General features: G+C 65.6%; 22 protein-coding genes. 9 read left to right on the top strand and 13 right to left on the bottom strand.

The window, feature by feature from the left end:
• Positions 1-8: 8 nt before the first annotated feature.
• The 5 genes from F9Z44_RS10675 to F9Z44_RS10655 all read right to left on the bottom strand — a co-directional run bounded on the left by F9Z44_RS10675 (position 9) and on the right by F9Z44_RS10655 (position 6,306).
• Positions 9-848, bottom strand: a complete 840-nt coding sequence (locus F9Z44_RS10675; protein WP_159605960.1) for an ABC transporter ATP-binding protein — start codon at positions 846-848, stop codon at positions 9-11.
• On the bottom strand, positions 845-2,137 hold the full coding sequence (locus tag F9Z44_RS10670; RefSeq protein ID WP_236574097.1) for a branched-chain amino acid ABC transporter permease: 1,293 nt from the start codon (positions 2,135-2,137) through the stop codon (positions 845-847). Before F9Z44_RS10670 ends, F9Z44_RS10675 begins: the two co-directional genes overlap by 4 nt.
• A 4-nt stretch (positions 2,138-2,141) precedes the next feature.
• Positions 2,142-3,164 carry a branched-chain amino acid ABC transporter permease gene (locus F9Z44_RS10665; RefSeq protein WP_159605958.1) on the bottom strand — a complete coding sequence of 341 codons (1,023 nt, stop codon included), beginning with the start codon at positions 3,162-3,164 and terminating at the stop codon, positions 2,142-2,144.
• Between the two features lie 133 nt (positions 3,165-3,297).
• Complete coding sequence (locus F9Z44_RS10660; protein WP_159605957.1) at positions 3,298-4,530, bottom strand: branched-chain amino acid ABC transporter substrate-binding protein; 1,233 nt, start codon at positions 4,528-4,530, stop codon at positions 3,298-3,300.
• A gap of 132 nt (positions 4,531-4,662) precedes the next feature.
• Positions 4,663-6,306, bottom strand: a complete 1,644-nt coding sequence (locus F9Z44_RS10655) for a 3-(methylthio)propionyl-CoA ligase (protein ID WP_159605956.1) — start codon at positions 6,304-6,306, stop codon at positions 4,663-4,665.
• A 136-nt stretch (positions 6,307-6,442) separates the two neighbouring features.
• Between F9Z44_RS10655 and F9Z44_RS10650 the strand changes: the two genes are divergently transcribed.
• From F9Z44_RS10650 to F9Z44_RS10635, 4 genes are read left to right on the top strand one after another with little or no spacing between them, the layout of a single operon-like run.
• Positions 6,443-7,900: a protein adenylyltransferase SelO gene (locus F9Z44_RS10650; RefSeq protein ID WP_236574096.1), complete on the top strand. Its 1,458-nt coding sequence runs from the start codon at positions 6,443-6,445 to the stop codon at positions 7,898-7,900.
• Positions 7,901-7,916: 16 nt separating this feature from the next.
• A complete protein-coding gene (msrB, locus tag F9Z44_RS10645; protein ID WP_159605954.1) occupies positions 7,917-8,336 on the top strand; it encodes a peptide-methionine (R)-S-oxide reductase MsrB in 420 nt (139 codons plus the stop codon).
• A complete protein-coding gene (cysK, locus tag F9Z44_RS10640; protein ID WP_159605952.1) occupies positions 8,333-9,253 on the top strand; it encodes a cysteine synthase A in 921 nt (306 codons plus the stop codon). Before msrB ends, cysK begins: the two co-directional genes overlap by 4 nt.
• Positions 9,250-10,275 (top strand): LLM class flavin-dependent oxidoreductase, encoded by a 1,026-nt coding sequence (locus F9Z44_RS10635; RefSeq protein WP_159605950.1) that lies wholly within the window; start codon positions 9,250-9,252, stop codon positions 10,273-10,275. Before cysK ends, F9Z44_RS10635 begins: the two co-directional genes overlap by 4 nt.
• Before the next feature lie 48 nt (positions 10,276-10,323).
• Here F9Z44_RS10635 and F9Z44_RS10630 read toward each other — a convergent pair whose 3' ends face one another.
• Positions 10,324-11,283 carry a YcjF family protein gene (locus tag F9Z44_RS10630; RefSeq protein WP_159605948.1) on the bottom strand — a complete coding sequence of 320 codons (960 nt, stop codon included), beginning with the start codon at positions 11,281-11,283 and terminating at the stop codon, positions 10,324-10,326.
• Between the two features lie 124 nt (positions 11,284-11,407).
• Between F9Z44_RS10630 and F9Z44_RS10625 the strand changes: the two genes are divergently transcribed.
• The 3 genes from F9Z44_RS10625 to F9Z44_RS10615 all read left to right on the top strand — a co-directional run bounded on the left by F9Z44_RS10625 (position 11,408) and on the right by F9Z44_RS10615 (position 13,097).
• The gene (locus F9Z44_RS10625) at positions 11,408-11,950 is read left to right on the top strand and encodes a septation protein A (RefSeq protein ID WP_159605946.1); all 543 of its coding nucleotides are present in this window, start codon (positions 11,408-11,410) and stop codon (positions 11,948-11,950) included.
• On the top strand, positions 11,947-12,222 hold the full coding sequence (locus F9Z44_RS10620; protein WP_159605944.1) for a BolA family protein: 276 nt from the start codon (positions 11,947-11,949) through the stop codon (positions 12,220-12,222). Before F9Z44_RS10625 ends, F9Z44_RS10620 begins: the two co-directional genes overlap by 4 nt.
• 95 nt (positions 12,223-12,317) lie before the next feature.
• Complete coding sequence (locus F9Z44_RS10615; protein WP_159605942.1) at positions 12,318-13,097, top strand: peptidylprolyl isomerase; 780 nt, start codon at positions 12,318-12,320, stop codon at positions 13,095-13,097.
• Between the two features lie 158 nt (positions 13,098-13,255).
• On the opposite strand, the gene F9Z44_RS10610 is transcribed toward F9Z44_RS10615, so the two are convergent.
• The 7 genes from F9Z44_RS10610 to purL all read right to left on the bottom strand — a co-directional run bounded on the left by F9Z44_RS10610 (position 13,256) and on the right by purL (position 22,285).
• On the bottom strand, positions 13,256-14,011 hold the full coding sequence (locus F9Z44_RS10610; RefSeq protein ID WP_159605940.1) for an alpha/beta fold hydrolase: 756 nt from the start codon (positions 14,009-14,011) through the stop codon (positions 13,256-13,258).
• Positions 14,012-14,068: 57 nt separating this feature from the next.
• Positions 14,069-14,614: a hemerythrin domain-containing protein gene (locus F9Z44_RS10605; RefSeq protein ID WP_159605938.1), complete on the bottom strand. Its 546-nt coding sequence runs from the start codon at positions 14,612-14,614 to the stop codon at positions 14,069-14,071.
• A gap of 98 nt (positions 14,615-14,712) precedes the next feature.
• The gene (locus F9Z44_RS10600) at positions 14,713-16,449 is read right to left on the bottom strand and encodes a toll/interleukin-1 receptor domain-containing protein (protein WP_159605936.1); all 1,737 of its coding nucleotides are present in this window, start codon (positions 16,447-16,449) and stop codon (positions 14,713-14,715) included.
• A 141-nt stretch (positions 16,450-16,590) separates the two neighbouring features.
• A complete protein-coding gene (locus F9Z44_RS10595) occupies positions 16,591-17,565 on the bottom strand; it encodes a DUF808 domain-containing protein (RefSeq protein ID WP_159605934.1) in 975 nt (324 codons plus the stop codon).
• Positions 17,566-17,588: 23 nt separating this feature from the next.
• Positions 17,589-17,900, bottom strand: a complete 312-nt coding sequence (locus F9Z44_RS10590; protein ID WP_159605932.1) for a HigA family addiction module antitoxin — start codon at positions 17,898-17,900, stop codon at positions 17,589-17,591.
• Between the two features lie 18 nt (positions 17,901-17,918).
• On the bottom strand, positions 17,919-18,197 hold the full coding sequence (locus tag F9Z44_RS10585) for a type II toxin-antitoxin system RelE/ParE family toxin (protein ID WP_159605930.1): 279 nt from the start codon (positions 18,195-18,197) through the stop codon (positions 17,919-17,921).
• 50 nt (positions 18,198-18,247) lie between these two features.
• Positions 18,248-22,285: a phosphoribosylformylglycinamidine synthase gene (gene purL / locus F9Z44_RS10580; protein ID WP_159605928.1), complete on the bottom strand. Its 4,038-nt coding sequence runs from the start codon at positions 22,283-22,285 to the stop codon at positions 18,248-18,250.
• 122 nt (positions 22,286-22,407) lie between these two features.
• Between purL and map the strand changes: the two genes are divergently transcribed.
• Both map and F9Z44_RS10570 read left to right on the top strand, forming a co-directional pair.
• Positions 22,408-23,235: a type I methionyl aminopeptidase gene (gene map, locus F9Z44_RS10575; protein ID WP_159605926.1), complete on the top strand. Its 828-nt coding sequence runs from the start codon at positions 22,408-22,410 to the stop codon at positions 23,233-23,235.
• Positions 23,236-23,239: 4 nt separating this feature from the next.
• Positions 23,240-25,951 (top strand): [protein-PII] uridylyltransferase, encoded by a 2,712-nt coding sequence (locus F9Z44_RS10570; protein WP_159605924.1) that lies wholly within the window; start codon positions 23,240-23,242, stop codon positions 25,949-25,951.
• The last annotated feature ends 16 nt before the right edge of the window (positions 25,952-25,967 follow it).

The following is a 25,967-nucleotide window of genomic DNA, read 5'->3' as shown; positions in this document are numbered from 1 at the left end:
GTGTGTCCTCAGTGGCCTGCCGCCTGTTGATCCGCCAGCACCGAGCCCAGATAGGCTTCTTGAACACGCGGATTGGCGCGCACCGCTTCAGGCGTGTCGAAGGCGATCACCTCGCCGTACACCACCACCGCGATGCGATCGGCCAGGCCGAACACCACACCCATGTCGTGCTCCACGGTCAGCAGCGTCTTGCCCACCGTCACCTCGCGGATCAGGTCGATGAAGCGGCTGGTTTCGCTCTTGCTCATGCCGGCCGTGGGTTCGTCCAGCAGGATCACCTGTGCGCCACCGGCGATGGTGATGCCGATCTCCAGCGCACGCTGCTCGGCGTAGGTCAGGTTCATGGCCAGCGTGTCGTGCTTGCGCTCCAGATGGATCATGCGCATGAGCTCTTCGGCGCGGTCGTTGGCGTCCTTCAGGTTCGCAAGAAACTTCAGGAAGGTGTACTTGTAGCCCAGGCTCCAGAGCACGCCGCAGCGCAGGTTCTCGAACACGCTGAGCTTGGGGAAGATGTTCGTGATCTGGAAACTGCGCGAGAGGCCCAGCCGGTTGATCTCGAAAGGCTTCATGCCGTTGATGCGGTGACCCCCCAGCATCACGTCACCGCTGCTGGGCTCGAAGCGGCCCGAGATCAGGTTGAACAGCGTGGACTTGCCCGCGCCGTTGGGGCCGATGATGGCCACGCGCTCACCCGGGTTCACCACCAAGTTGACGCCACGGATGATGTCGGTCTTGCCAAAGCTCTTGCGCAGATCGCGCAGTTCAAGTGCGGGGGTGCCAACAGAAGTACCTTCGCCCTGCGGGCTGCGGTGCGAGCCCGCTTCGGAGCGGCCGTGCGCTGTGCTCATGCAGCCTCCCGCTGTTGTGTGTGTTTTTCAATCGTCACCTGGATGTCGTGCCACTGGAGCATGAAGCGCCGGCGCACCAGCTCGAACAGTCCCAGGCCCACCAGCAGCACGACCAGCGCACCCACCCAGCTCGTCGCGCTGCGGGCGTCGAGGTCCAGGCCCAGGAAGCGCAAGGCCGTGTCTTGCCCCGCATTGAGCTGCAGGTGGTACATCATTTCGATCATGGCGCCGGCACCGGCCAGCATGACCAGGCCAAGCACGGCCAGCAGCGCGTAGCTACCCAGCACGCGCTTCAGCAGGCCGTAGGCGGCCACGCGCACATTCATCATGATCAGGCTGGCCACGCCACCGGGCGCGTACATCACCATGAACAGGAAGATCAGGCCCAGGTACAGCAGCCAGGCCTTGGTGAGTTCGGACAGCAGCACCGAGGCCAGCACCATGAGAATGCCGCCAATGATCGGGCCGAAGAAGATGGTGGCGCCCCCCAGGAAGGTGAACAGCAGATACGCGCCCGAGCGCCCGGCACCGACCACCTCGGCCGTGACGATCTCGAAATTGAGCGCGCCCAGACCGCCCGCAATGCCAGCGAAGAAGCCGGCGATCATGAACGACAGGTAACGCACTTTCTGCGTGTTGTAGCCAATGAACTCCACGCGTTCGGGGTTGTCGCGCACGGCATTCAAGATGCGACCCAGCGGCGTGCGGGTGAATGCAAACATGAGCCCGACGCAGATGAAGGTGTAGACCGCGATCAGGTAGTACACCTGCCGTGGCGGGCCATAGGTCAGTCCCAGGAAGGCCTCGCCAAACACCCGGTTGCCCGAGACACCCGCCTCGCCACCGAAGAACTCGGAAAACATCAGCGACATCGCAAACACCAGCTCGGCCATGCCCAGCGTGATCATGGCGAAGGTGGTGCCGGCCTTCTTGGTGGTGACATAGCCGAACAGCACGGCGAAGAACAGACCCGCCACGCCGCCCACCAGCGGCAGCAGCGTCACGGGAATGGGCAGCTGCCCACCAGCGGCGGCATTGAGCGTGTGCATGGCGACATACGAGCCCAGCCCGGTGTACACCGCGTGGCCGAAGCTCAACATGCCGCCCTGCCCCAGCAGGATGTTGTAGGACAGACAGGCAATGATGGCGATGCCCATCTGCGAGAGCATGGTCACCGCCAGGTTGCTGCTGAACACAAAAGGCGCGACCAGCAAGACCGCGGCAAAGAGGGACCAGACGGTCCAGCGGCCTTTGTTGAAACCGGTGGTGGTGTGTTGCATGGTGGTCATCGGGTCAGCCCTCTCGCGTGCCGAGAAGGCCTTTGGGGCGGAAGATCAGGATCAACACCAGGAACAGGTAGGGCAGGATCGGCGCCACTTGCGACAGCGTGAGCTTGACCACCGAGTTGTTCTTGGTGGCGTCCGAGAGTTCGAGGCCAAGCTGTTGCGCCAGGCTGATGAAGGAATAGTCGAACGCGACCGCGAAGGTCTGGATCACGCCGATGAGCAGCGAGGCGAGGAAAGCGCCCGAGAGCGAGCCCATGCCGCCGACCACCACCACCACGAAGATCACCGAACCCACCGTGGCGGCCATGGCCGGCTCGGTGACGAAGGTGCTGCCGCCAATGACCCCGGCCAGGCCGGCCAGGCCGGTGCCGGCGCCAAACACCAGCATGAACACGCGCGGCACGTTGTGCCCCAGGCTCTCCACCGTCTCGGGGTGGGTGAGCGCGGCCTGGATCACCAGGCCGATGCGGGTGCGGGTGAGCAGCAGCCACAGCGAGAGCAGCATGAGCAGGGCCACCAGCATCATGAAGCCGCGCGTGGCGGGGAACGGCGAGCAGATCACGCCGGCGGCGGAGCACACATCGCTGGTCACCGCGCCCCAGACCAGTTGCAGGGAATCATCGGCCAGGTGCACCAGCGTGAAGGCCGGGCCGCGCAGCACCTCGGGCGGCCCAAAGTCCAGCGCCGTGCGGCCCCAGATCAGTTGCACCACTTCAAGCAGGATGTACGAGAAACCGAAGGTCACCAGCAGTTCGGGCACGTGGCCGAACTTGTGCACCTTGCGCAGCGTGAGCCGCTCGAACAGCGCGCCCATGGCACCCACCAGCACGGGCGCCACGATCAGCGCGGGCCAGAAGCCGATCCAGTGGGACAGCGTGTAGCCGATGTAGGCCCCCACCATGTAGAAGCTGGCATGCGCAAAATTGAGGACGCCCATCATGCTGAAGATGAGGGTCAGCCCCGAGCTCAACATGAACAGCAGCAGACCGTAGCTGATGCCGTTGAGCATGGAGATGATGAAGAACTCCATGAGTTCGCCTTTCTTGGCTGGTGTGGCAGCCGTCGGAGCACGGTGAAAACGAACCAGCGCCTGAAACGGCGCTGGTTCTACCCAAGACGACCACCTTGCACGAAACCGGGTTCGTGCACAGCAGTCCTGTCGATCAGCCCGGACGCTTCATCTGGCAGCTGGTGGGCGTGCTGGAGATGTAGGACGGGTATTCCTTCACCGGCGCCAAGGTCATGCCGGTGTTCTCCGGGCTGTAGGGGTACTTCTTGTCGGCTTTCTGCCAGACCGTGACGAACAGCGGCTGCTGCAGCTGGTGGTCCAGCTTGCGCATTTCCACTTCGCCGTTGAAGCCCTTGAACTTCAGGCCTTCCAGGGCGGCCGCGACCTTCACCGGATCGGTCGACTTGGCCTTGGCCATGGCTTCGGACACGGCGGTGTAAGCCAGCGGAATCGCACCGGTGTACATGTCGTCCTTGTACTTGGCCTTGAACTCGTCGGCCCATTTGCCCATCTGGCCGCCCATGTTGTAGTGCTGGTACGCGACCTGGTACACACGGCCCTCGCCACCCGTGCCCAGCGCGGTGGGGGTGCCCGTCAAGCCGGTGTAGTAGGTGAAGAACTTGCCGGTGTATCCGCCCTCGCCTGCCGCCTTGACCAGCAAGGTCATGTCCGATGCCCAGTTACCCGTGATCACCGTATCGGCGCCGGAGGCCTTGATCTTGGCAATGTAGGGAGCGAAATCACGCACTTGGGCCAGCGGATGCAGATCTTCACCCACGATCTGCACGTCAGGGCGCTTGCGTGCCAGGTTTTCCTTGGCGAACTTGGCCACCTGCTGACCATGCGAGTAATTCTGGTTGAGCAGGTAGACCTTCTTGACGTCGGGAATGTCCTTCATGAAGGTCGTCATGGCCTCCATCTTCATGGACGTGTCTGCGTCGAAACGGAAGTGCCAGTAGTTGCACTTGCTGTTGGTGAAGTCGGGGTCGACCGCTGCGTAGTTCAGGAAAATCACTTCCTTGCCGGGGTTGCGCTCGTTGTGCTTGCTGATCGCATCGATCAGCGCGCCAGCCACCGAGGAGCCGTTGCCCTGGGCGATGTAGCGCACGCCCTGGTCCAACGCGGCCTTGAGGTTGTTCAGGCTCTCGGCGGGGCTGAGCTTGTTGTCGAACGCGATCAGTTCGAATTTCACTCCGGCCGGATTGCTCTGGGAAAACTTCTCGGCGAAGAACTGCCAGCTCTTGACCTGGTTGTTGCCGACCGGGCCCATCAGGCCGGTCTGAGGGTCGATCAGGGCGATCTTGACGGTTTCGCCCTTCTGGGCTTGCGCGGCGAGTGCGCAAGCCAGCAACGAGGCGGCGGTGAGGCTCTTGATGGCGAAATGCATTGTTTGTCTCCGTTGGTTTTGGGGAAGTCGCGCACGCAGCTTACAAGCCTGTTGCGGTGCAGCACTCAGGGATACCCCCTAGGGGGTATCGCGCTGGCGACTTCATTCGAAGAAACAATGCATCGGCGGACCTCAAATGCCGGGCAACACGTAGTCCTTGAGCTGCTGGCGCAGCGTCATCTTCTGCATCTTGCCGGTGGCGCCCAGCGGAATCGCGTCGACAAACACCACGTCGTCCGGGATCTGCCACTTGGCGGTCTTGCCCTCGAAGAAGGCCAGCAGTTCCTCGCGCGTCACCTCGGCGCCGGGCTTCTTGACCACCACCACGATGGGCCGTTCGTCCCACTTGGGGTGGTGCATGCCCACGCAGGCGGCCATGGCCACGGCCGGGTGCGCCATGGCGATGTTCTCCACGTCGATCGAGCTGATCCACTCGCCGCCGGACTTGATCACGTCCTTGCTGCGGTCGGTGATCTGCATGAAGCCGTCGGGGTCGATGGTGGCCACGTCGCCGGTGGGGAACCAGCCCTGGCCCTGTGCGTCGTAGCGCAGCGGGTCGCCGCCCTCACCCTTGAAGTAGCTCGCAATGATCCAGGGGCCGCGCACCAGCAGGTCGCCGTAGCGCTTGCCATCCCAGGGCAATTCGTCACCGGCGTCATCGACGATCTTCATGTCCACGCCGTACACGGCGCGCCCCTGCTTGAGCAGCACCTTGTGCTGCTCCTCCGCAGGCAGCGCCAGCTGCGCGTTTTTCAGCGAGCACACCGTGCCCAGTGGCGACATTTCGGTCATGCCCCAGGCGTGGATCACGGCCACGCCGTACTGGTCGTTGAAGGCTTTCATCATGGCCGGCGGGCAGGCCGAGCCACCGATCACGGTGCTCTTGAGCGTGCTGAACTTCAAGTTGTTGGCCTGCAGGTGGCCCAGCAGCATCTGCCACACCGTGGGCACGCCCGCGGCCATGCTCACCTTCTCGGATTCCAGCAACTCGTAGATGGATTTGCCATCCATGGCCGGGCCGGGGAACACCAGCTTGCAGCCAGTGGCCGCCGCCGAGTACGGCAGGCCCCAGGCATTGACGTGGAACATGGGAACGACTGGGAGCACGCTGTCGCGCGCACTCAGGCTCAGGGCATCCGGCAGCGCCGCGGTGAAGGCGTGCAGGATGGTCGAGCGGTGCGAGTACAGCGCGGCTTTGGGGTTGCCGGTGGTGCCACTCGTGTAGCACATGCTGGACGCCGAGTTCTCGTCGAACGTGGGCCAGTGGTAGGTGTCGGGCTGGCCGCCGATCCAGGCCTCGTAGCTCTGCAGGCCAGGCAGGCCGCTGTCGGCAGGCAGCTTGTCGGCATCGCACAGCGCGATCCAGTGCTTCACGGTGGGGCATTTGGCCGCCACTGCCTTGACCAGCGGCAGGAAGGTCATGTCGAAACAGACCACCTTGTCTTCGGCGTGGTTCACGATCCAGGTGAGCTGGTCGGGGTGCAGGCGTGGGTTGAGCGTGTGCAACACATGCCCCGTGCCGCTGACGCCGAAATACAGCTCCAGGTGGCGGTAGCCGTTCCAGGCCAGCGTGGCCACGCGGTCGCTGAAAGCCAGGTTCAGGCCATTGAGCGCGTTGGCCACCTTTCGCGAGCGCACGGCGATCTGGCCCCAGTTGCTGCGGTGGATGTCACCCTCGACACGGCGGGACACGATCTCACCGCTGGCGTGGTGCCGCTCGGCGTGCACGATCAGCGTTGAAATCAAAAGGGGTTGGCTCTGCATCTGGCCCAGCATGGGAATCTCCTGTGTGGTTTTGGCGGAATCGAACAACCGTCGGATCATGCCGCAGACCACGCCGATAGCCCAACCGGGTCTGCCCGGATAGCCTGACCAGCCGTGGGTGCAAGTCGTCTCGGTGACAATGACCGACATGAGTTTTCCCCTTGCCTGGTCCCACCGCTTTGCCGACCTCGGCCCCGATTTCCACACCGTACTGCAGCCCTCTCCCCTGCCCGATCCGCACTGGGTTGGCCAGAGCCACGCTGTGGCGCGCGAGCTTGGCCTGGAAGAGCGCTGGATGCTGAGCGACGAGGCTTTGCAGACCTTCATCGGCAACGCCGTGCTGCCTGGCATGCGGCCGCTGGCCAGCGTGTACAGCGGGCACCAGTTCGGCCACTGGGCCGGCCAGCTCGGCGATGGTCGCGCGATCCTGCTGGGCGAACTGCCCGGGCCAACGGGCCTGCTGGAGATCCAGCTCAAAGGCGCGGGCCTCACGCCGTATTCGCGCATGGGCGACGGCCGCGCCGTGCTGCGCAGCTCGATCCGCGAATTCCTTTGCAGCGAAGCCATGCACGCGCTGGGCATCCCCACCAGCCGGGCGTTGTGCGTCACAGGGTCGCCCGGGCGGGTGCGCCGCGAAGAGATCGAGACCGCAGCGGTGGTCACGCGCGTGGCGCCCTCCTTCATCCGCTTCGGCCACTTCGAGCACTTCTCGCACAGCGGCCAGCACGCCCAGCTGCGCACCCTGGCCGATTTCGTCATCGACCATTTCTATCCCGCCTGCCGCGAGACTGCCGGCAACCCCTACGCCGCGCTGCTGCAGGCTGTGAGCGAGCGCACCGCCGACATGGTGGCGCAGTGGCAGGCCGTGGGTTTTTGCCACGGCGTGATGAACACGGACAACATGAGCATCCTGGGCCTGACGATCGACTACGGTCCGTTCCAGTTCCTTGACGCTTTCAACCCCGGCCACATCTGCAACCACAGCGACACCGGTGGACGCTACGCCTACAACCGCCAGCCCAACGTGGCTTACTGGAACCTGTTCTGCCTGGGCCAGGCGCTGCTGCCCCTGATGGACGACCAGCAACAGGCGCTGGACGCGCTGGAGCCCTACAAGGCCCACATGCCGGCCGCGCTGCAGCGGCGCATGAACGCCAAGCTCGGCCTAGCCCGCGTGGAAGACGGCGACGCCGAGTTGACCGAAGCACTCATGAAACTCATGGCCGCCGACGCGGTGGACTTCACGATCTTCTGGCGCCGGCTCAGCCACGCGGTGGCGGGCACACTGGAGCCCGTGCGCGACCTGTTCCTGCAACGCGTCGCCTTCGACGCCTGGGCCGCGCGCTGGCAAGCGCGCCTGCAGTCACAGCCGGGCTTCGATGCCGACACCACCCGGGCGCAGATGCTGCGCACCAACCCGCAGGTGGTGCTGCGCAATCACCTCGGTGAAGTCGCCATCCAGCGCGCGAAACAAGGCGACTTCAGCGAAGTGGCGCGGTTGCAAAACGCGCTGGAACGCCCATTTGAAGAAGTTGCCGGTCACGAAGACCTCGCCGACTTCCCGCCCGCCTGGGCCAGCCAGATCGAAATCAGCTGTTCGTCATGAACACCAAGGAGAACGCATGAACTTCCCCGTCCAGAAAACCGAAGCCGAGTGGCGCGACCTGCTGGCTGCCAAGGGCGCCGAGCCCCGCGCCTTCGACGTGACCCGCCACGCGCACACCGAACGGCCCTACACCGGGAAATACGAGCAGGTGTGGGCCGATGGCAGCTACCACTGCATCTGCTGTGGCAACACCCTGTTCGACGCGAAGACCAAGTTCGACGCCGGTTGCGGCTGGCCCAGCTTCTCGCAAGCCGTGCCCGGCGCCATCACCGAAATCACCGACCGCACCCACGGCATGGTGCGGGTGGAGACCGTGTGCAGCCAGTGCGGCGCCCACCTCGGCCACGTGTTTGACGATGGCCCCACACCCACTGGCTTGCGTTACTGCATGAACTCGGCTTCACTGGAGCACTCACCCACCAAGGACACACCATGAAAGCCAACACCATCCTCCAGACCATCGGCAACACACCCCATGTGCGTATCCAGCGACTGTTTGGCGCGGCGACGCAGCAGGTGTGGATCAAATCCGAGCGCAGCAACCCGGGCGGCTCCATCAAGGACCGCATTGCGCTGGCCATGGTGGAGGCCGCAGAACAAAGCGGCGCGCTCCAGCCCGGCGGCACCATCGTCGAGCCGACCTCGGGCAACACCGGCATCGGCCTGGCCATGGTGGCCGCGGTGAAGGGCTACAAGATCATCCTGGTCATGCCCGACAGCATGTCGGTCGAACGCCGCCGGCTGATGCTGGCCTACGGCGCCACGTTTGACCTCACGCCGCGCGAGAAAGGCATGAAAGGCTCGATCGCGCGCGCCGAAGAGATCGTGGCAGCAACGCCTGGCGCCTGGATGCCCCAACAGTTCAACAACCCGGCCAACGTGGCGGTTCACGTGCAGACCACGGCCGAAGAGATCGCCGCCGATTTCCCCGAGGGCATCGACGCGATCATCACCGGCGTGGGCACCGGTGGCCACATCACCGGCGTGGCCCGGGCGCTCAAGGCGCGCTGGCCGCGGCTCAAGGTGTACGCGGTCGAGCCCGCGGCCTCGCCGGTCATCTCGGGCGGCGCACCCTCACCTCACCCCATCCAGGGCATCGGCGCGGGCTTCATCCCCAACAACCTGGACACCAGCGTGCTCGATGGCGTGATCCAGGTCGAGGCAGAGCCAGCGCGCGAGATGGCGCGTCGCTGCGCGCGCGAAGAAGGCATGCTGGTGGGCATCTCCTCGGGCGCCACGCTGACCGCCATCGCCCAGAAGCTGCCCGATCTGCCGGCCAACGCCGTGGTGCTCGGCTTCAACTACGACACCGGCGAACGCTATCTGTCCATCGAAGGTTTCCTCCCGGCATGAAACAGCTCAAAGACATCCGCCTGTCCATGCTGGACCTTGTCGCCGTGCGCGAAGGCGGCAGCGTGGCCGACGCGCTCGCCGTTGCCCTGCGCACGGCGCAACACGCCGAGTCGCTGGGCTTCACCCGCTACTGGCTTGCCGAGCACCACAACATGAGCGGCATCGCCTGCTCGGCCACGGCCGTGCTGGTGGGCCACATCGCGGGCGGCACAAAACACATGCGCGTGGGTTCAGGCGGCGTCATGCTGCCCAACCACGCGCCGCTGGTGGTGGCCGAGGCCTTCGGCACGCTGGCCGAGCTCTACCCCGGCCGCATCGACCTGGGCCTGGGCCGCGCGCCCGGCACCGACCCCATGACCATGCGCGCGCTGCGCCGCAACCGGACCGAGAGCGAAGACGACTTTCCGCGCGATGTGGCCGAACTGCAGCACTTGCTGGGCCCCACGCAGCCCGGCCAGCGCGTCATCGCCAACCCCGGTGCCGGCACCAACGTGCCGATCTGGCTGCTCGGCTCCAGCCTGTTCTCGGCCCGCCTGGCGGCCGAGCGTGGTCTGCCTTTCGCGTTTGCGTCGCACTTCGCACCGCGCCTGCTGCTGCAGGCGCTGGATGTGTACCGCAGCCACTTCAAGCCCTCCGCCCAACTGGCCAAGCCCTACGTCATCATCGGCGTGCCGCTGATCGCCGCACCCACCGACGACGAAGCCGAGTTCCTCGCCAGCAGCACGTACCAGCGTGTGCTGGGCATCCTCACTGGCCAGCGCGGCCAGCTGCCGCCGCCAGTACAGGGCTTCATGCAGCGCCTGCACCCGCAGGAACGTGCCGGCATTGCCGACTTCCTCGCTGCGGCCGTGATTGGTGGGCCCGAGACGGTGCAAGAAGGTCTGAGCGCACTGGCCCAAGCCACAGAAGCAGACGAATTCATGATCGTCTGCGATGTCTTCGATCCCGCCTTGCGCCTGCGCTCGCTGGACTTCGCAGCCGAAGCGATGGCCGCACCGGTGAGCACAGGCGTCGCCTGCTGACCAGAGCTCCCGCGGAACCGGCTTTGCAGGGCCGCAGGGTGCGCGGGGTTACCCCTTCACCAGTTTCATGATCTGCCCGGCGTCCAGCGTGGCGGCCTTCTGCTGGATCTGCGGCAGGTACTGTGCCTGCATCTGCTTGGCTGGGCCCAGCAGGCTCTGAAAGGTTTCCTGCAGCAGAGCGGTGCTCATGACCCGCCCGCCTGCGTAATAGCGTTTGGCCACCTGCCCGAGCGCGTAGGTGGTGGCAAACGAAAACGCCACGCCCGTGGCGGCACCACCCAGGCCACCGATGGCACGGCCCGCGACCTTGCCCAGCAAACCGCCCAGCAACTTGCGCCCGAACTGCTCCAGGTACTGCGAGGTCAGGCCCACGCCCACCGCCGCGATGAACTCGCGGATGTGGCCCTGGTCCAGCTCCACGCCGTGTGCCTTGCCGATGGCATAGACCATCTTCACCTGCAGGGGAATGATGGCCATCGAGGCCCAGGACTGCGGCAACAACTCCAGCGCACCGTTGATCAGCGCGTAATTCAGGATGGATTTGTCCAGGTCGACCCCGGGCGCCACGGAAGCTGAAACCACCGCAGCGGCAGCTGCTGCGGGCACCGCGACCGGAGCGGCCTGCTCCGCCGCATCCACGAGGGCATCTGCCTCGCGCTCGAACGCAGCGGCCTGAGACGGGTCCAGCTTCAGGCGTGTCTTCAGGTCCGCCAGAAACGCCCGCTCGGCGTCGCTCTGCCGGCCATCGGCATCGCAGACGCACACGGCCATCTCGTAGGCCAGCTGGCGCTGCCCGGCGTCTTGCAGGCTGGCGGCGGCATCGGCCAGCGACACGCGTTTGAGCAGCACATCCTGATACAGGCCAGCCAGTCTCACGCCCACGTCTTCCCGCGTGAGCGACTCGGCCATGCGCCGGATCGCCTCGCGCTCCGTGTCGTCCTTGTGACCGTCAGCAAAGCCCGCAAGCAAGGCAATGGTGAGGATCGATTGTTGTTCCTGGGGGGACATGTTGCGTGAACTCCTTGAAGCCGAAGGTGGACAGACCCAACCAATGGAGCCGCCGGGTGGCCACGAGTTCCGGGCGCTTGACCTCGCTCAACGAAGGCCGCAGAGCAAAGGGGATAATCCAGCGATGCGTTTCCTCATCGACTTCTTTCCCATCGCCCTGTTCGTGGCGGCCTACAAAATGGCCGACATCTACACCGCCACCGCCGTCCTCATGGCGGCCACACTGGTGCAGACCGGCATCATCTACGCCATCGACCGCAAGCTGCAGACACTGCAGAAGGTGACGCTGGTGCTCATTCTGGTGTTCGGCGCCCTCACCCTCTTCCTGCAGGATGAGCGCTTCATCAAGTGGAAACCAACCGTGCTGTACGCGAGCATGGCCATCGTGCTGGCGGCCGCGCTCTGGGTCTGGAAGAAAAACTTCCTGAAACTGCTGCTGGGCAGCCAGCTCAGCCTGCCCGACGCGGTGTGGGCCAAACTCACCGTGGCCTGGGCCGCTTACTTCGTGTTCATGGCGGCCATCAACGCCTATGTGGCGGCCTACTACTCCACCGAGGACTGGGTCAACTTCAAGCTCTGGGGCTACGTGTTTCCGGTGATCTTCATCGTCGGGCAAGGGCTGTACATCTCTCGCTTCCTCAAGGACGACCCGGTGGAGAAGTCATGAGCGAAGCCGTGACACCGACCGCCGCCGCCATCGACGCGCAACTGCGCGCCGCGCTGGTCCCCACCGAACTGGAAGTGATCGACGAAAGCGCCGCTCACGCCGGGCATTCGGGGTCCAACGGACTGGGCTTCGGCACCCACTTCCGGGTGCGCATCGCGGCACCCGGGTTCCAGGGTCTGAGCCGGGTCGCCAGGCACCGCCTTGTGTATGATGCGCTGCAAAAATTCACCGACGCGGGACTGCACGCGTTGGCCATCGAAATCAAGGCCTGAAGCGGCTTGCCGGCCTGCCATCACGTTCTGACACGAGTCTGCTGAACCCAACCGGCACCCGCAGCTCCAACCCCTTTTCAAACCCGAGGAACACCATGAAATTTTCCCGCTCAGCCCTGACCGTGGCCGTGCTTGCTGCCGCAGCCTTCAGCGCTTCTGCCCAGAACGTGGCCATCGTCAACGGCAAGGCCGTTCCCACCGCTCGCCTGGAGGTGCTGGCGCAGCAGCTCGCGGCCTCGGGTCGCCCGGTGGACGACGCTGTGCGAGCCCAGCTCAAGGAAGAAGTGGTCCTGCGCGAAATCTTCATGCAGGAAGCGCAGAAGCGCGGCGTTGGCGCCACGGACGAGTTCAAGAACCAGCTTGAACTGGCCCGCCAGACCATCATGATCCGCGCGCTGTTTGCCGACTTCCAGGCCAAGAACCCGGTGACGGACGCCGAGATCAAAGCCGAGTACGACAAGTTTGTAGTGGCCAACGGTGGCAAGGAATACCGCGCCCGCCACATCCTGGTGGAGAAGGAAGAAGAAGCCAAGGCCATCATTGCTTCGCTCAAGGGCAAGGCCAAGTTCGAGGACATCGCCAAGAAGCAGTCCAAGGACCCAGGCTCCGGCGCCAACGGGGGCGACCTGGACTGGGCTGCTGCCGCCAGCTACGTGCCCGAGTTCTCCGAGGCCATGGTCAAGCTTGAAAAGGGCCAGACCACGCAGGTGCCGGTGAAGACGCAGTTCGGCTGGCACATCATCCGCGTGGACGACATCCGCCAGGCTGAATTGCCCAAGATCGAAGACATCAAGCCGCAGATCGCGCAGCAGATGCAGCAGCAAAAACTCACCGAGTTCCAGAAGGGCTTGCGCGAGAAGGCCAAAATCGAATAACACGAGCCCTGCGGCTCCCTGAAAAAGCGCGGATTTCCGCGCTTTTTTCATTTCGGTTCAGCCGACTCCCCAGCCAAAGCAGGCGGAGATGAAAGTCTTGGATGATGGGGCGAGCGAAGTTCTGGCAGATGCGGTCCAGGCGCCACGTCATGGATGCCTCAGGTGCTGGCCTGGCGCTGGATGTCCCGCAGGATCTGGCTGAGCGCTGCAGGCTCGCTGACCATGGGGTCGTGGCCGGTGGCCATCTCCACCACGTTCCAGCCCGGCTCGCTGCGCACCCTGGCGCGCGACGGTGCAATGGTGGCCAGCGCGGGCTGCGTGCAGTCGATGAAGGTGCGCGCCAGTGCATCCACCCGCTCGGCATCAAAGTCAAGCGGCTGCAAGTACAGCCGAAAGGGCTGTGGCGTCTGGCGCCGGTTGACCCAGTCGCGGTCAGCGCCGCTCAGGCCAAACAAGGTGGCGTCGGGCGGGGGGAAGCTCAGGCCGCCGCTGGGTTTCGATGCATCGATGCGAGCCTGCCGTGTCTCGGCTGAGTGGTGGCTGCTCCAGCTGTCACCGGGGTACGGCAGCGCGGCATCAAGGTACACCAGGTGCGTCAGCAGGCCGGGCCGCTCCCGCTGCAGCCGGTCGGCAACACCGGTGATCACCATGCCCGCATAGCTGTGGCCCACCAGCACCACGCGCTGCAACTCTTCGGCTTCAATCAATCCGATCACGTCCTGGATGTGGGTGTGCAGATCGATGCCGGGCGACATCAGGTGGGCACGTTCACCCACGCCGGTGAGCGTGACGGCGTGACTGTCCACCCCCGCACTTCGCAGCAGCGGCAGCACCCTGCTCCAGCACCAGGCTCCATGCCAGGCGCCGTGCACGAGCACGATGGAGGTCTTCGTGGGGTCGGCGGCTGTGTTCAAGAGCGATCTCCGGTGGGGTTCAAATCCACCGGATTCTGCCCTGCGCTCACCAGGTCGTCAGATGTAGGCGAGTGGTTTGCGCGCGTGCCTGATGTGCAGCGAGAGACCCAACGCGGCCATGTGGTTGCTGTTGCGGCTCAGGATGGTCTCGGACAGCGGCAGGAATTCCTTTTCCTCGAAGGCGGCGTGCGCGGCGTAGGCGGTCACCAGCTGGTGCAGTTCGTCCACGTCGAGGTCGGCGTCCTGGCCCTTGCCCACGCGCTTGAGTGCTTTTTCCAGGCCTTTCCAGAGTGTCTCGATGGCGCGGTGCTCTCGGGTGAGCCGCTCGGTCATGCCCTGCACGCGTTCGTGTTCCACGCCGGGCTGGGCGCTGGCGAGCACCGCCGGAAACAGGTCACGCTCCTCGTCAAGGTGGTGTTCAAAGATGGCCTCCCGGAAAAACGCCAGCGAGTCCGAAGCGATCTGGCGGGCCTGCGCTACCGGCTCCAGCAGGGCTGGCAGTCCGTCAAGCGACTGGAGGCGTTTGAGGATGCCGACATGGCAGTCGGTGAAGGTGGTCAGCGGCGCTTGCTCGTCATGACCCGGGTGGGCTGGGGTGGGCATGGTGTCTCCTGGCGGGCCGCCGGACGAACGCCCGGCGCATGCAAGCAGTCTAGGCAGGCCACGGCCCTGCGCATTGATGCAAGTCAAGCGGGGCCGGTTCAGCGATGCGCCACCAGCTCGAACACGTCTTTTTCGTTTTCCGCGCCGGACGCGCTGATCACGCGGCGCTGCATCTTCACGTACCGCTTGGCCGATGGCGCGTACCAGATCAGGTAGTGGATGCGCACCGGTTCGATCATGGCCCGGGTGGCGCCACCGGTGGCGTTGCGGCTGCTCCACACCTCGACCTTGAAGGCGTCGAAGCTGCCACCCGGCACGTTCACGGTTTCGCGCCCCAGCACCTTGGCTTGCGAATACCACTGGCCCCAGGTGTCCACGTCCGGGGTGGCGAAATCGCTCAGGGGGCCCAGGCTGCTCAGGTCACGGAATGCGCCGAGGTAGGGGCTGTATTCCAGACCGATCTGATCCCACTTGAGGAATCCGGGCCGCCCACCCACGGCGCGGCGCGAGTCGCCGGTGATGCGCGTGTCAGCGTCAGCGCGCAGCACATCCGTCACCAGTCCATCGCGCACCGATTGCACCGAGATCACGATGTCGCGGCGCGGGCTGGTGGGCCATTTGCCACTGGTGCGGTAGGTCCAGCTTTCGCCGGGCCGGGGCAAGGCACCGTCCACCGGGCGCGCCACCTCTGGCGCGGGCGCGGGTACGGGCGCAACAGCCACCGGCGCTGGCACTGGCACTGGCGCCACCGCTGGACGCGGGCGAACCGACAGGGTTCTGGTGGCCGAGCCTGTGGCGTTGCGCGCGGTGAGCGTGAAGGTGGTCGGCTCGGTGACGGCCACCGTCACACAATCCTTGACCGGTTTGGCCAGCGCACCCGGTTGCGGCATGAGGGTGAGGCTCTCGGCCTGGGCCACCGAATAGCACAGCTTCGCGCCCGCGGGATCGGCCTGGCTCTGGAACAGGCGGATCACGGGTGGTGACGGTGCGAGCGGTGCCGGCGGTGAGGGCGCAGCCACAGCGGCCGGCGATGCCGGTGGTGCCACGGTGGGTGCTGCGGCCACGGCCACCGGGGGATCCGCTCGGGCGGGCACAGCGGGCACAGCGGGCGCAGTGGCCGCCGCCGCCGGCTGGTCGGTGCGGGGTGCCTTGGCCGTGAGGATGGGGGGCGAACCCACCGCCGTGGCCGGCTCGGGAGTGCCGCGCCAGCCCGCCCAGAGCACCAGCCCGAGCACGCCTGCGCCCACACCCGCCCATATCCACCGCCTGCCGGGCCAGGGCTTCCTGGGGTCCACTGCCGCTGTATCGGGCGAGCTGGTCACGAGGTGCGCCTCGGGCACCTCTCCAAGGACGGTGATCCCGGCATCAGGCCGCTGACCCAGCATGGTGTTGAGTGCACGAATCAGTTCGCGCGTGGACGCCTCCCATTGCTTGTGGCTGATCTCGATGGCCTGGCGACGGGCCAGTGATTTGAGTTCCTCGGGCAGCTCTTCGGCACGCGGCATGAGCGCGCCGCCCACGAGCACCGGCACGACCCGGATTTCGCGATCCAGCGCCACACGGGTCTCCAGGCGCACGAAATCCTGGGGGTCGTCCAGCCGTCGGCGGCCCGCTGCATCGGCGGTGCTCAGCCACTCGTCCCCGATGACGACGATCAGGACCTTGCAGGAGCCAACAGCCTTTTCGATGGCGGTGACGAAGTCGGTGCCAAGCTCGATGCCCTCGACATCCATGAACACCTGGTCGGCGCCGAAGTGGGCCGACAGCCGGTCGTACAGCCGCCCGGCGTAGCCAGCCGAATCGTCCCTGCGGTAGCTGATGAAGATCCCGTCCATGTGGCGAAGACCCCAGGTGTCACCGCAAATCGGTGCGGTGTCCGGTGTCGGGCCCGGCCAGCGCCAAGGCGCCTGGGCCAACCGGCTCATTCTAGGACGCGACTCCGGTGCGTGCCATCCCCATCCCGGGGGACGCCCGGCTCAGACGTGCTTGGGCTTGTTGCCCCGCAGGCGGCCGATGACCCCCACCACCAGCAGCACCACCGCACCAGCCACCAGCCCCACCAGCGCGCCGGCCAGGTTGGTCACCACGGGCGCGATCCAGCCCAGGCCAGCAGCAAATTCCTCGATGCCATGGCCCACCGCCGGCACGCCGTGCACCAGGATGCCGCCACCCACCAGGAACATCGCAGCGGTGCCCACCACCGACAGCGTTTTCATAAGCCAGGGCGCTGCGGCCAGAATGCCGCGCCCGATAGCCTGTTTCCAGCCTTCGATCTGCCGGTTGAGGTACAGGCCCAGATCGTCGAGCTTGACGATGCCGGCCACCAGGCCATACACGCCCACGGTCATGAGCAACGAAATGCCCACGAGCACGGCCACGCGCTGTCCCATGCTGGCCGTGGCCACGGTGCCCAGGCTGATCACGATGATCTCGGCGGAGAGGATGAAGTCGGTGCGCACGGCGCCCTTGATCTTCTCTTTCTCGAAGGCCACCAGGTCCACGTTTTCGTCGGCAACGGCCTTCAGCAGTTTGGCGTGTTCGGCCTTGTCTTCGGCCTTGTGTGCGCCAAAAGCGTGCACGAGTTTTTCCACCCCCTCGAAGCACAGAAACAGGCCGCCGAGCATCAGCAGCGGCGTGATGGCCCAGGGCGCAACCACGCTGATGAGCAGCGCCGCCGGCACCAGGATGGCCTTGTTGATCATCGAACCCTTGGCCACCGCCCACACCACCGGCAACTCGCGGTCGGCCTTCACGCCGGTGACTTGCTGTGCGTTGAGTGCCAGGTCGTCGCCGAGCACACCCGCCGTCTTCTTCGCCGCCATTTGCGTCATGGCGGCCACGTCATCGGCGGCCGCCATGCCCTGACGGGCCGCCACCTTGGTCATCACCGCCACGTCGTCGAGGATGGTGGCGATGTCGTCGATCAACAAGAGCAAGCTGCTTGCAGCCATGGGGACTTTCGTGGGTTGAGGACTCAGGCGGCCATGGGCAGCACTTCTTTTGCAATTCGTGGCGCCAACTCCTTCTGGGCCACCTTCACTTCGTACGCAGTCTGCAGGTTCATCCAGCTTTGCACATCGCCACCGAAATAACGCACCAGCCGCATGGCGGTGTCCACCGTCACGCCACGCCGCTCCAGCACGATGTCGTTGATGCGCGAAGCCGGCACCTTCAGGGCGTGCGCCAGCGCATTGGCGCTCATGCCGAGTGGCAACAGATAGTCTTCCCGGAGAATTTCTCCAGGATGGATGGGGCGAAGCCCGTTGATGGGTGCGACAACAGCCATGGCCAACTCCTTGCAGGCTCAGTGGTAGTCCACGATTTCCACATCGCGCACTCCGTCTGCAGCCCAGACAAAACACAGACGAAACTGATCGTTGATCCCGATACTGTGCTGACCCTTGCGATCACCCTTCAGCCCTTCCAGGCGGTTGCCGGGAGGGGCCTTCAAGGCATCCAGCGTCACGGCACTGTCAAGCTGCTGCAACTTGCGCTGAGCCACTGACAGAATGTTGGCAAACGCCTTCACGGGCTTGCCGGAAAACAGATCTGCGGTGGCACGGTCAGCGAAGGAAACGATCATGCAAGCGACAGTTTATACCGTTTACCGGTAAACGGCAATCTAAGAAGCGTTCACCCCACCCACTTCCGCGCATTGCGCCACAGCTGCATCCAGGCGCTGTGGGCGGCCGGGTCCTGATCGGTCCAGCTCATCTGGATGTTGCGGAACACGCGCTCGGGGTGCGGCATCATGGCCGTGAAGCGGCCATCCAGCGTGGTCACGGCCGTGAGGCCGCCCGGGCTGCCATTGGGGTTGAACGGGTAGGCCTCGGTGGCCATGCCGGTGTTGTCGGTGAAGCGCATCGCAGCAATCGCCTTGGAAGCGTCGCCACGGTGGTGGAAATTGGCGTAGCCCTCGCCGTGGGCCACCGCGATCGGCAGGCGGCTGCCGGCCATGCCGGCCAGGAACAGGCTGGGCGATTCAAGCACCTCCACCATCGACAGGCGCGCCTCGAAGCGCTCGCTCTGGTTGGTGGTGAAGCGCGGCCATGCCTCGGCGCCGGGGATGATGTCGGCCAGCTCGGCAAACATCTGGCAGCCATTGCACACGCCCAGGCCGAAGGTGTCGCTGCGGGCGAAGAAACCCTGAAACTGCGCCGACAACGCCGGGTTGAAGGTGATGCTGCGCGCCCAGCCGATGCCCGCGCCCAGCGTGTCGCCGTAGCTGAAGCCACCGCAGGCGACCACGCCCTTGAAGTCGGCGAGCCTGGCGCGACCGCTTTGCAGGTCGGTCATGTGAACGTCGAAGGCCTCGAAACCGGCTTGGGTGAAGGCGTAGGCCATCTCCACGTGCGAGTTCACGCCCTGCTCGCGCAGGATGGCGACCTTGGGGCGGGAGAGGTTCAAGTAGGGAGCGGGGACGCCCTCACCCCAACCCTCTCCCAGGGGGAGAGGGAGGAAGGCATGCAGGCCCGGGTCTTCGGGGCGTCCGGCGGCTGCGTGCTCGGCATCGGCGCAGGCCGGGTTGTCACGCTGCTGGTTGATCTTCCAGCTCACGCTGTCCCAGACCTGGTGCAAATCAAACAGGCTGGCCGAGAAGACGGCCTTGGTGTCGCGCCACACCTGAAGCTGGCCTTTACCGGCGTCCATCGCGGAAGACGCTGGCCGGGTCTTGCCGACGAAGTGGCTGTGTTTGCTCAGGCCATGCTCGCGCAGGGTCTGCATCACGGCGTTGCGGTCTTCGGTCTTCACCTGCAGCAACACGCCCAGCTCTTCGCTGAACAGCGCCTTGAGCGTGAGCTCCTCGCGCCGCGCGCTGACCTGGCCAGCCCAATTCTTGGCGTCGCCCATCTCGGCGCGGCTGTCGCTGATGCCGTCGCCTTCGGTCACGAGAAGGTCCACGTTGAGCGCCACGCCCACATGGCCAGCGAAGGCCATCTCGGCCGCGGCGGCCAGCAGGCCACCGTCGCTGCGGTCGTGGTAGGCCAGGATCTTGCCCTCGGCGCGCAGCGCGTTCACCGCGTTGACCAGACCGATGAGGTCTTGTGCGTCATCGAGATCCGGCGCTTGGCCACCGCCCTGCCCCAGCACCTGGGCCAGCACGCTGCCGCCCATGCGGTGGCGGCCTTTGCCCAGGTCGATCAGCACCAGCGTGGTGTCTTCCAGCGTGTTGTTGAGCTGCGGCGTGAGTGTGCCGCGCACGTCGGCCAACGTGGCGAAGGCGCTCACGATCAGGCTCACCGGCGAGGTCACCTTCTTCGTGTCGGCGCCCTCTTTCCACTGCGTGCGCATGGACAGGCTGTCCTTGCCCACGGGGATCGAAATGCCCAGCGCCGGGCAGAGTTCCATGCCCACGGCCTTCACGGTTTCATACAGCGCGGCGTCTTCGCCCGGTTCGCCGCAGGCGGCCATCCAGTTGGCGGAGAGCTTCACACGCGGCAGTTCGATCGGCGCGGCCAGCAGGTTGGTGATGGCCTCGGCCACCGCCATGCGGCCTGAAGCCGCTGCGTCGAGTGCGGCCAGCGGCGTGCGCTCGCCCATGCTCATGGCCTCGCCCGCGAAGCCCTGGAAGTCGGCAAGGGTCACCGCGCAGTCGGCCACCGGTACCTGCCAGGGACCGACCATCTGGTCGCGGTGCGAGAGGCCGCCCACGGTGCGGTCGCCGATGGTGATGAGGAAGCGCTTGGAGGCCACGGTGGGGTGGCTCAGCACGTCGATCACGGCCTTCTGCAGGTCCACGCCGGTCAGGTCCAGCGGGGCCGGCGTGCGCGCCACGGTCTTCACATCGCGGTGCATCTTGGGCGGCTTGCCCAGCAGCACGTTCATCGGCATGTCGACCGCTTTGTCCGATCGCCCTGAGCCTGTCGAAGGGTCGTCACCCAGCACCAGCTGGCGTTCTTCCGTGGCCACACCGATCACCGCAAACGGGCAGCGCTCGCGCTCGCAAAAAGCCTGGAAGACCTCCAGCGATTCGGGCGCGATCGCCAGCACGTAACGCTCCTGGCTTTCGTTGCACCAGATTTCCTTGGGCGCCAGGCCGCTTTCTTCCAGTGGCACGGCGCGCAAATCAAACCGCGCACCGCGTCCGGCGTCGTTGGTGAGTTCGGGGAAGGCGTTCGAGAGGCCACCCGCGCCCACGTCGTGGATCGCCAGGATGGGGTTGTTCGCGCCTTGTTGCCAGCAGTGGTTGATGACCTCCTGCGCACGGCGTTCGATCTCGGGGTTGCCGCGCTGCACGGAATCGAAGTCGAGCGAGGCGGCGTTGGTGCCGCTGGCCATGGAGCTGGCCGCGCTGCCGCCCATGCCGATCTTCATGCCCGGACCACCGAGCTGGATCAGCAGCGAACCGGCGGGGAACAAAATCTTCTGCGTCTGCGTCGCGTCGATCACGCCAACGCCGCCGGCGATCATGATCGGCTTGTGGTACCCGCGCTGCACACCGTCCACCGTGAGTTCGTATTCGCGGAAGTAGCCCAGCAGGTTGGGCCGACCAAACTCGTTGTTGAAGGCTGCGCCGCCCAGCGGTCCCTCGGTCATGATCTGCAGCGGGCTGGCGATGTGCTCGGGCTTGCCGCCCGGCTGGTCACTCAGACCGCCCCAGAGCTTGCCCACGGTGAAGCCGGTCAGGCCCGCCTTGGGCTTGGAGCCACGGCCGGTGGCGCCTTCGTCGCGGATCTCGCCACCCGCGCCGGTGGAGGCGCCGGGGAAAGGGGAAATCGCCGTCGGGTGGTTGTGGGTTTCCACCTTCATCAGCACGTGGTGCGTTGCCGTCTCGGCCACATAAGCCGGCGAGGCATCGCCACCGGCGCGCGCCACGAAGCGCTCGACCACGCTGCCCTCCATGATGGATGCGTTGTCCGAATACGCCACCACCGTGTGCTGCGGCGCGAGTTGGTGGGTGTGGCGGATCATGCCGAACAGGCTCTTGTCTTGCGCCACGCCGTCGATGGTGAACTGCGCGTTGAAGATCTTGTGGCGGCAGTGCTCGCTGTTGGCCTGCGCGAACATCATCAGCTCGACGTCGGTCGGGTTGCGCTTCAGACCGGTGAAGGCATTCACCAGGTAGTCGATCTCGTCATCCGCCAGGGCCAGGCCCCAGTCGGTGTTGGCGCGCTCCAGCGCTGCACGGCCACCGCCCAGCACGTCGACCTGCTCCATGGGCGCTGCGTGCAGCTCGGTGAACAGGGCCTGGGCCTGCGTGCGGTCGAGCGAGACGTTTTCCGTCATGCGGTCGTGCAGCAGGTCGGCCACGGCACGCAGCTGATCGGTCGACAGGCTGGCCTTGCCCAGCAGGCCGCTCTTGAGCTGCAGGCGGAATTCGACCAGCCGCTCCACCCGATGCAGGGCGAGGCCGCAGTTGTGGGCGATGTCGGTGGCTTTGGAGGCCCAGGGCGAGACCGTGCCCAGGCGCGGCATCACCAGCAAGGCCGGAGCGCCTGTGGCTTCGAGCCTGGCGTGCGCCTCGGTGGCGGGTTCGCCGTAGGTCAGCAACTCACCCACGCGCGCCACGGTGGCCGCATCGGGCTCGCCGTCGAAGGCGGCCAGGTGCACGAAGCGGGCCGAGAGGCCGGTGATCTTGTCGGAGAGGGCTGCCAGACGGGGCAGGAGTTGCTGGACTTTGAAGTCGCTGATGGCATTGCCGCCATCGAAAGTGCGCAGGTGCAGGGACACGTTGGGAGCCTGAGGTGCGTAGACCCGGGGGGTGGGCGGAGCGAGGATTTTACCCGCGTGGGCCACCCAGGCATCGCCGCCGATACCCTGCGCCCCAGGGCCCGGTGGGATAATCCGGCCCCATGAGCATCACCTACAAAGACGAAGCGGGCATTGAAGGCATGCGGGTGGCTTGCCGCCTGGCCTCCGAAGTGCTGGACTACCTCACGCCGCTGATCCAGCCGGGCGTGACCACCCTGGAAATCGACCGCTTGGCGGCCGAGTTCATGAAGCAGCAGGGCACGGTCTCGGCGACCATCGGCTACCAGCCCAGCGGTTACCCGCCCTACCCGGGCCACCTGTGCACCTCCATCAACCACGTGGTGTGCCACGGCATACCCAACGAGAAGCCGCTGAAGAAGGGCGACATCCTCAACGTGGACGTGACCGTCATCAAGGACGGCTGGTTTGGGGACAACAGCCGCATGTACATGATCGGTGGCGAGGCAGCCTGTTCGGTGCAGGCACGCCGGCTGACCCAGGTGACGTACGAAGCCATGTGGAAAGGCATCGTCATGGTCAAGCCTGGCATCCGCCTGGGCGATATCGGCCACGCGATCCAGACCTTTGCCGAAGGCAACGGATTCTCGGTGGTGCGCGAGTTCTGCGGGCACGGCATCGGCCAGAAGTTCCACGAAGACCCGCAGGTGCTGCACTACGGCCGCCCGGGCACGCTCGAAGAGCTCAAGCCCGGCATGACCTTCACGATCGAGCCCATGATCAACGCCGGCAAGCGCGACATCAAGGAAGCGGGCGACGGCTGGACCATCGTCACGCGCGACCGTTCGCTCTCGGCCCAGTGGGAACACACCGTGCTGGTCACCGAGACCGGCTACGAGGTGCTCACGCTCTCGGCCGGCAGCCTGGCACCGCCGGCCTTCGTGAAGCCGGCCGCCGCCGTGGCCGCCTGAGCCCATGGACGCCCCCCTGGCGCCAGCGGGCGACATCGGCGCGCTGCGCCAGCGCTACCGTGACGACAAGACCGCGCTGTTTGCGCTGCTGCGTGATCAGGGCGCATCGACCCGTGGTGTGCGTCAGGCCCTGCAGCAGCTCTCGAGGCTGACCGACCAGACCCTGCGCGAGCTCTGGGGCCGTGCCGGCTTTGCCACCGGTTTTTCCCTGATCGCCGTGGGCGGTTATGGCCGCGCCGAGCTGTTTCCCTATTCCGACGTGGATGTGCTGGTGTTGCTGCCCGATGGCGCGCAACCCGACGAGGACACCGAACTCAAGAAGCAGCTGGAAGCCTTCATCGGCGCCTGCTGGGACCTGGGGCTGGAAATCGGCTCCAGTGTGCGCTCGGTGAAGGACTGCGTGGATGAGTCGGCCAAGGACGTGACGGTGCAGACCTCCATGCTGGAGAGCCGCCTGATCTGCGGCAGCAAGAGCGCCTTCAGCCGCCTGGTCACCCTGCTCGATGAAGCCATGGATCCCAAGGCTTTCTATGTGGCCAAGACGCTGGAGATGCGCCAGCGCCACACCAAGTACGAAAACACGCCGTACTCGCTGGAGCCCAACTGCAAGGAGTCCCCCGGTGGCCTGCGCGACCTGCAGATCATTCTCTGGGTGGCCAAGGCCGCGGGCCTGGGTCGCAGCTGGGACGAACTGGCCCGCAAAGGCCTGGCCACGCCCCTGGAGGCGCGCCAGATCAAGGCCAACGAGGCCCTGCTCAGCCTGATCCGCGCCCGCCTGCACCTGCTGGCCAACCGGCGCGAAGACCGCCTGGTGTTCGACCTGCAGACCGCCGTGGCCGAATCGTTCGGCTTCAAGGCGCAGGTGCCGCCCGCCATCACCGCCGGGCCGGCCGACCAACCCCACGCAGCCCCCACGGCCAAAGGCATCCGCCGCGCCAGCGAAGCGCTCATGAAGCGCTATTACTGGGCCGCCAAGGCGGTCACCCAGCTCAACCAGATCCTGCTGCTCAACATCCAGGAGCGCCTGCAGGACGACATGGCCGGCGTGGACCGGCTGCGGCCGCTGAATCCGCGCTTTTTCGACAAGGGCGGCATGCTCGAAGTGGCCAGCGACGACCTGTACGTCCAGCAGCCGCAAGCCATCCTGGAGACCTTTCATGTCTACCAGACCACGGTGGGCATCAAGGGCTTTTCGGCGCGCACGCTGCGTGCGCTCTACAACGCCCGCCCCGTGATGAACGCGCGCTTCCGTGCCGACCCGGTCAACCGCGCGCAGTTCCTGCAGATCCTCAAGGAGCCCGAAGGCATCACGCACGCGCTGCGCATGATGAACGAGACTTCCGTGCTCGGTCGTTACCTCTGGGTGTTCCGCCACATCGTGGGCCAGATGCAGCACGACCTGTTCCACGTCTACACGGTGGACCAGCACATCCTCATGGTGCTGCGCAACGTGCGCCGCTTCTTCATTGCGGAGCACTCGCACGAATACCCGTTCTGCTCGCAGCTGGCCGCTGGCTGGGACAAGCCCTGGATCTTCTACATCGCGGCCATCTTCCACGACATCGCCAAGGGCCGCGGCGGTGACCATTCCGATCTGGGCGCCAAGGACGTGCGCACCTTCTGCCGCCAGCACGGCATCGAGCGCGAAGACAGCAAGCTGATCGAGTTCCTGGTGTCCGAACACCTGACCATGAGCCGCATGGCGCAGAAGGAAGACCTGAGCGACCCGGACGTGATTGCCGCGTTTGCCAAACGCGTGGGCAACGAGCGCTACCTCACGGCACTCTACTTGCTCACCGTGGCCGACATCCGCGGCACCAGCCCGAAGGTGTGGAACGCCTGGAAGGGCAAGTTGCTGGAAGACCTCTACCGGTACACGCTGCGCGCACTCGGCGGCCGCGCACCCGACCCGGGTGCAGTGATCGAGGGCCGCAAGCGCGAGGCGCTCTCGATGCTGGCGCTGCACGCGCTGCCGCACATGGCGCACAAGGCCCTGTGGGACACGCTCGATGTGAGCTACTTCATGCGCCATCAGGCTGACGAGATCGCCTGGCACACCCGCGTGCTCACGCGCCAGATCGCCCAGACGGCTGCCAAGGGCGCAGGCAAAGCCTCGCCCGACGCCCAGGCCATCGATCCCTGCATCGTCCGCGCCCGCCTCTCGCCCGAAGGTGAAGGCCTGCAGGTGCTGGTGTACGCCCCCGACCAGCACGATCTGTTTGCCCGCATCTGCGGCTACTTCGACAGCTCGAACTTCAGCATCCTCGACGCCCGCGTGCACACCACGCTCACCGGGCACGCGCTCGACACCTTCCAGGTGGTGGCGCCCACACTGTCAGAGCATTACCGGGAACTGATCGCGATGGTGGAGAACAACCTGGCGCAAACCATCGACGAGTGCGGTCCGCTGCCCGCGCCGATGAAGGGTCGGCTATCGCGCCGGGTCAAGAGTTTCCCGGTCACGCCGCGGGTGGATCTGCGCCCCGACGAAAAAGCGCAGCGCTGGTTGTTGTCGGTCTCGGCGAGCGATCGCGCCGGTCTGCTTTACGGCATCTCGCGGGTGCTGGCGCGTTACGACATCAACGTGCAGCTGGCCAAGATCACCACCCTGGGTGAGCGGGTGGAAGACACCTTCCTCATCTGCGGTGCGCAGCTGCAGATGAACAAGCGGCAGATCGAGATCGAGACGGAATTGCTGGAGACTTTGGAGGGCTGAGTTTTTTCTCTGGCTT

Source organism: Hydrogenophaga sp. PBL-H3 (assembly GCF_010104355.1).
In the GTDB taxonomy this organism is placed as follows: Bacteria; Pseudomonadota; Gammaproteobacteria; order Burkholderiales; family Burkholderiaceae_C; genus Hydrogenophaga.
The sequence above is the reverse complement of the archived record's forward strand: the minus strand, read 5'-3'. Positions and strand labels throughout refer to the sequence as shown.

Coding starts and splice junctions, on each gene's coding strand:
- F9Z44_RS10650 (WP_236574096.1), top strand. CDS start 6,443: ATGAGTTTTCCCCTTGCCTGGTCCCACCGCTTTGCCGACCTCGGCCCC.
- F9Z44_RS10655 (WP_159605956.1), bottom strand. CDS start 6,306: ATGCTGGGCCAGATGCAGAGCCAACCCCTTTTGATTTCAACGCTGATC.
- F9Z44_RS10615 (WP_159605942.1), top strand. CDS start 12,318: ATGAAATTTTCCCGCTCAGCCCTGACCGTGGCCGTGCTTGCTGCCGCA.
- F9Z44_RS10570 (WP_159605924.1), top strand. CDS start 23,240: ATGGACGCCCCCCTGGCGCCAGCGGGCGACATCGGCGCGCTGCGCCAG.
- map (WP_159605926.1), top strand. CDS start 22,408: ATGAGCATCACCTACAAAGACGAAGCGGGCATTGAAGGCATGCGGGTG.
- F9Z44_RS10620 (WP_159605944.1), top strand. CDS start 11,947: ATGAGCGAAGCCGTGACACCGACCGCCGCCGCCATCGACGCGCAACTG.
- F9Z44_RS10665 (WP_159605958.1), bottom strand. CDS start 3,164: ATGGAGTTCTTCATCATCTCCATGCTCAACGGCATCAGCTACGGTCTG.
- F9Z44_RS10660 (WP_159605957.1), bottom strand. CDS start 4,530: ATGCATTTCGCCATCAAGAGCCTCACCGCCGCCTCGTTGCTGGCTTGC.
- F9Z44_RS10595 (WP_159605934.1), bottom strand. CDS start 17,565: ATGGCTGCAAGCAGCTTGCTCTTGTTGATCGACGACATCGCCACCATC.
- F9Z44_RS10590 (WP_159605932.1), bottom strand. CDS start 17,900: ATGGCTGTTGTCGCACCCATCAACGGGCTTCGCCCCATCCATCCTGGA.
- F9Z44_RS10585 (WP_159605930.1), bottom strand. CDS start 18,197: ATGATCGTTTCCTTCGCTGACCGTGCCACCGCAGATCTGTTTTCCGGC.
- F9Z44_RS10600 (WP_159605936.1), bottom strand. CDS start 16,449: ATGGACGGGATCTTCATCAGCTACCGCAGGGACGATTCGGCTGGCTAC.
- F9Z44_RS10630 (WP_159605948.1), bottom strand. CDS start 11,283: ATGTCCCCCCAGGAACAACAATCGATCCTCACCATTGCCTTGCTTGCG.
- msrB (WP_159605954.1), top strand. CDS start 7,917: ATGAACTTCCCCGTCCAGAAAACCGAAGCCGAGTGGCGCGACCTGCTG.
- F9Z44_RS10625 (WP_159605946.1), top strand. CDS start 11,408: ATGCGTTTCCTCATCGACTTCTTTCCCATCGCCCTGTTCGTGGCGGCC.
- F9Z44_RS10675 (WP_159605960.1), bottom strand. CDS start 848: ATGAGCACAGCGCACGGCCGCTCCGAAGCGGGCTCGCACCGCAGCCCG.
- F9Z44_RS10635 (WP_159605950.1), top strand. CDS start 9,250: ATGAAACAGCTCAAAGACATCCGCCTGTCCATGCTGGACCTTGTCGCC.
- F9Z44_RS10605 (WP_159605938.1), bottom strand. CDS start 14,614: ATGCCCACCCCAGCCCACCCGGGTCATGACGAGCAAGCGCCGCTGACC.
- cysK (WP_159605952.1), top strand. CDS start 8,333: ATGAAAGCCAACACCATCCTCCAGACCATCGGCAACACACCCCATGTG.
- F9Z44_RS10670 (WP_236574097.1), bottom strand. CDS start 2,137: ATGACCACCATGCAACACACCACCACCGGTTTCAACAAAGGCCGCTGG.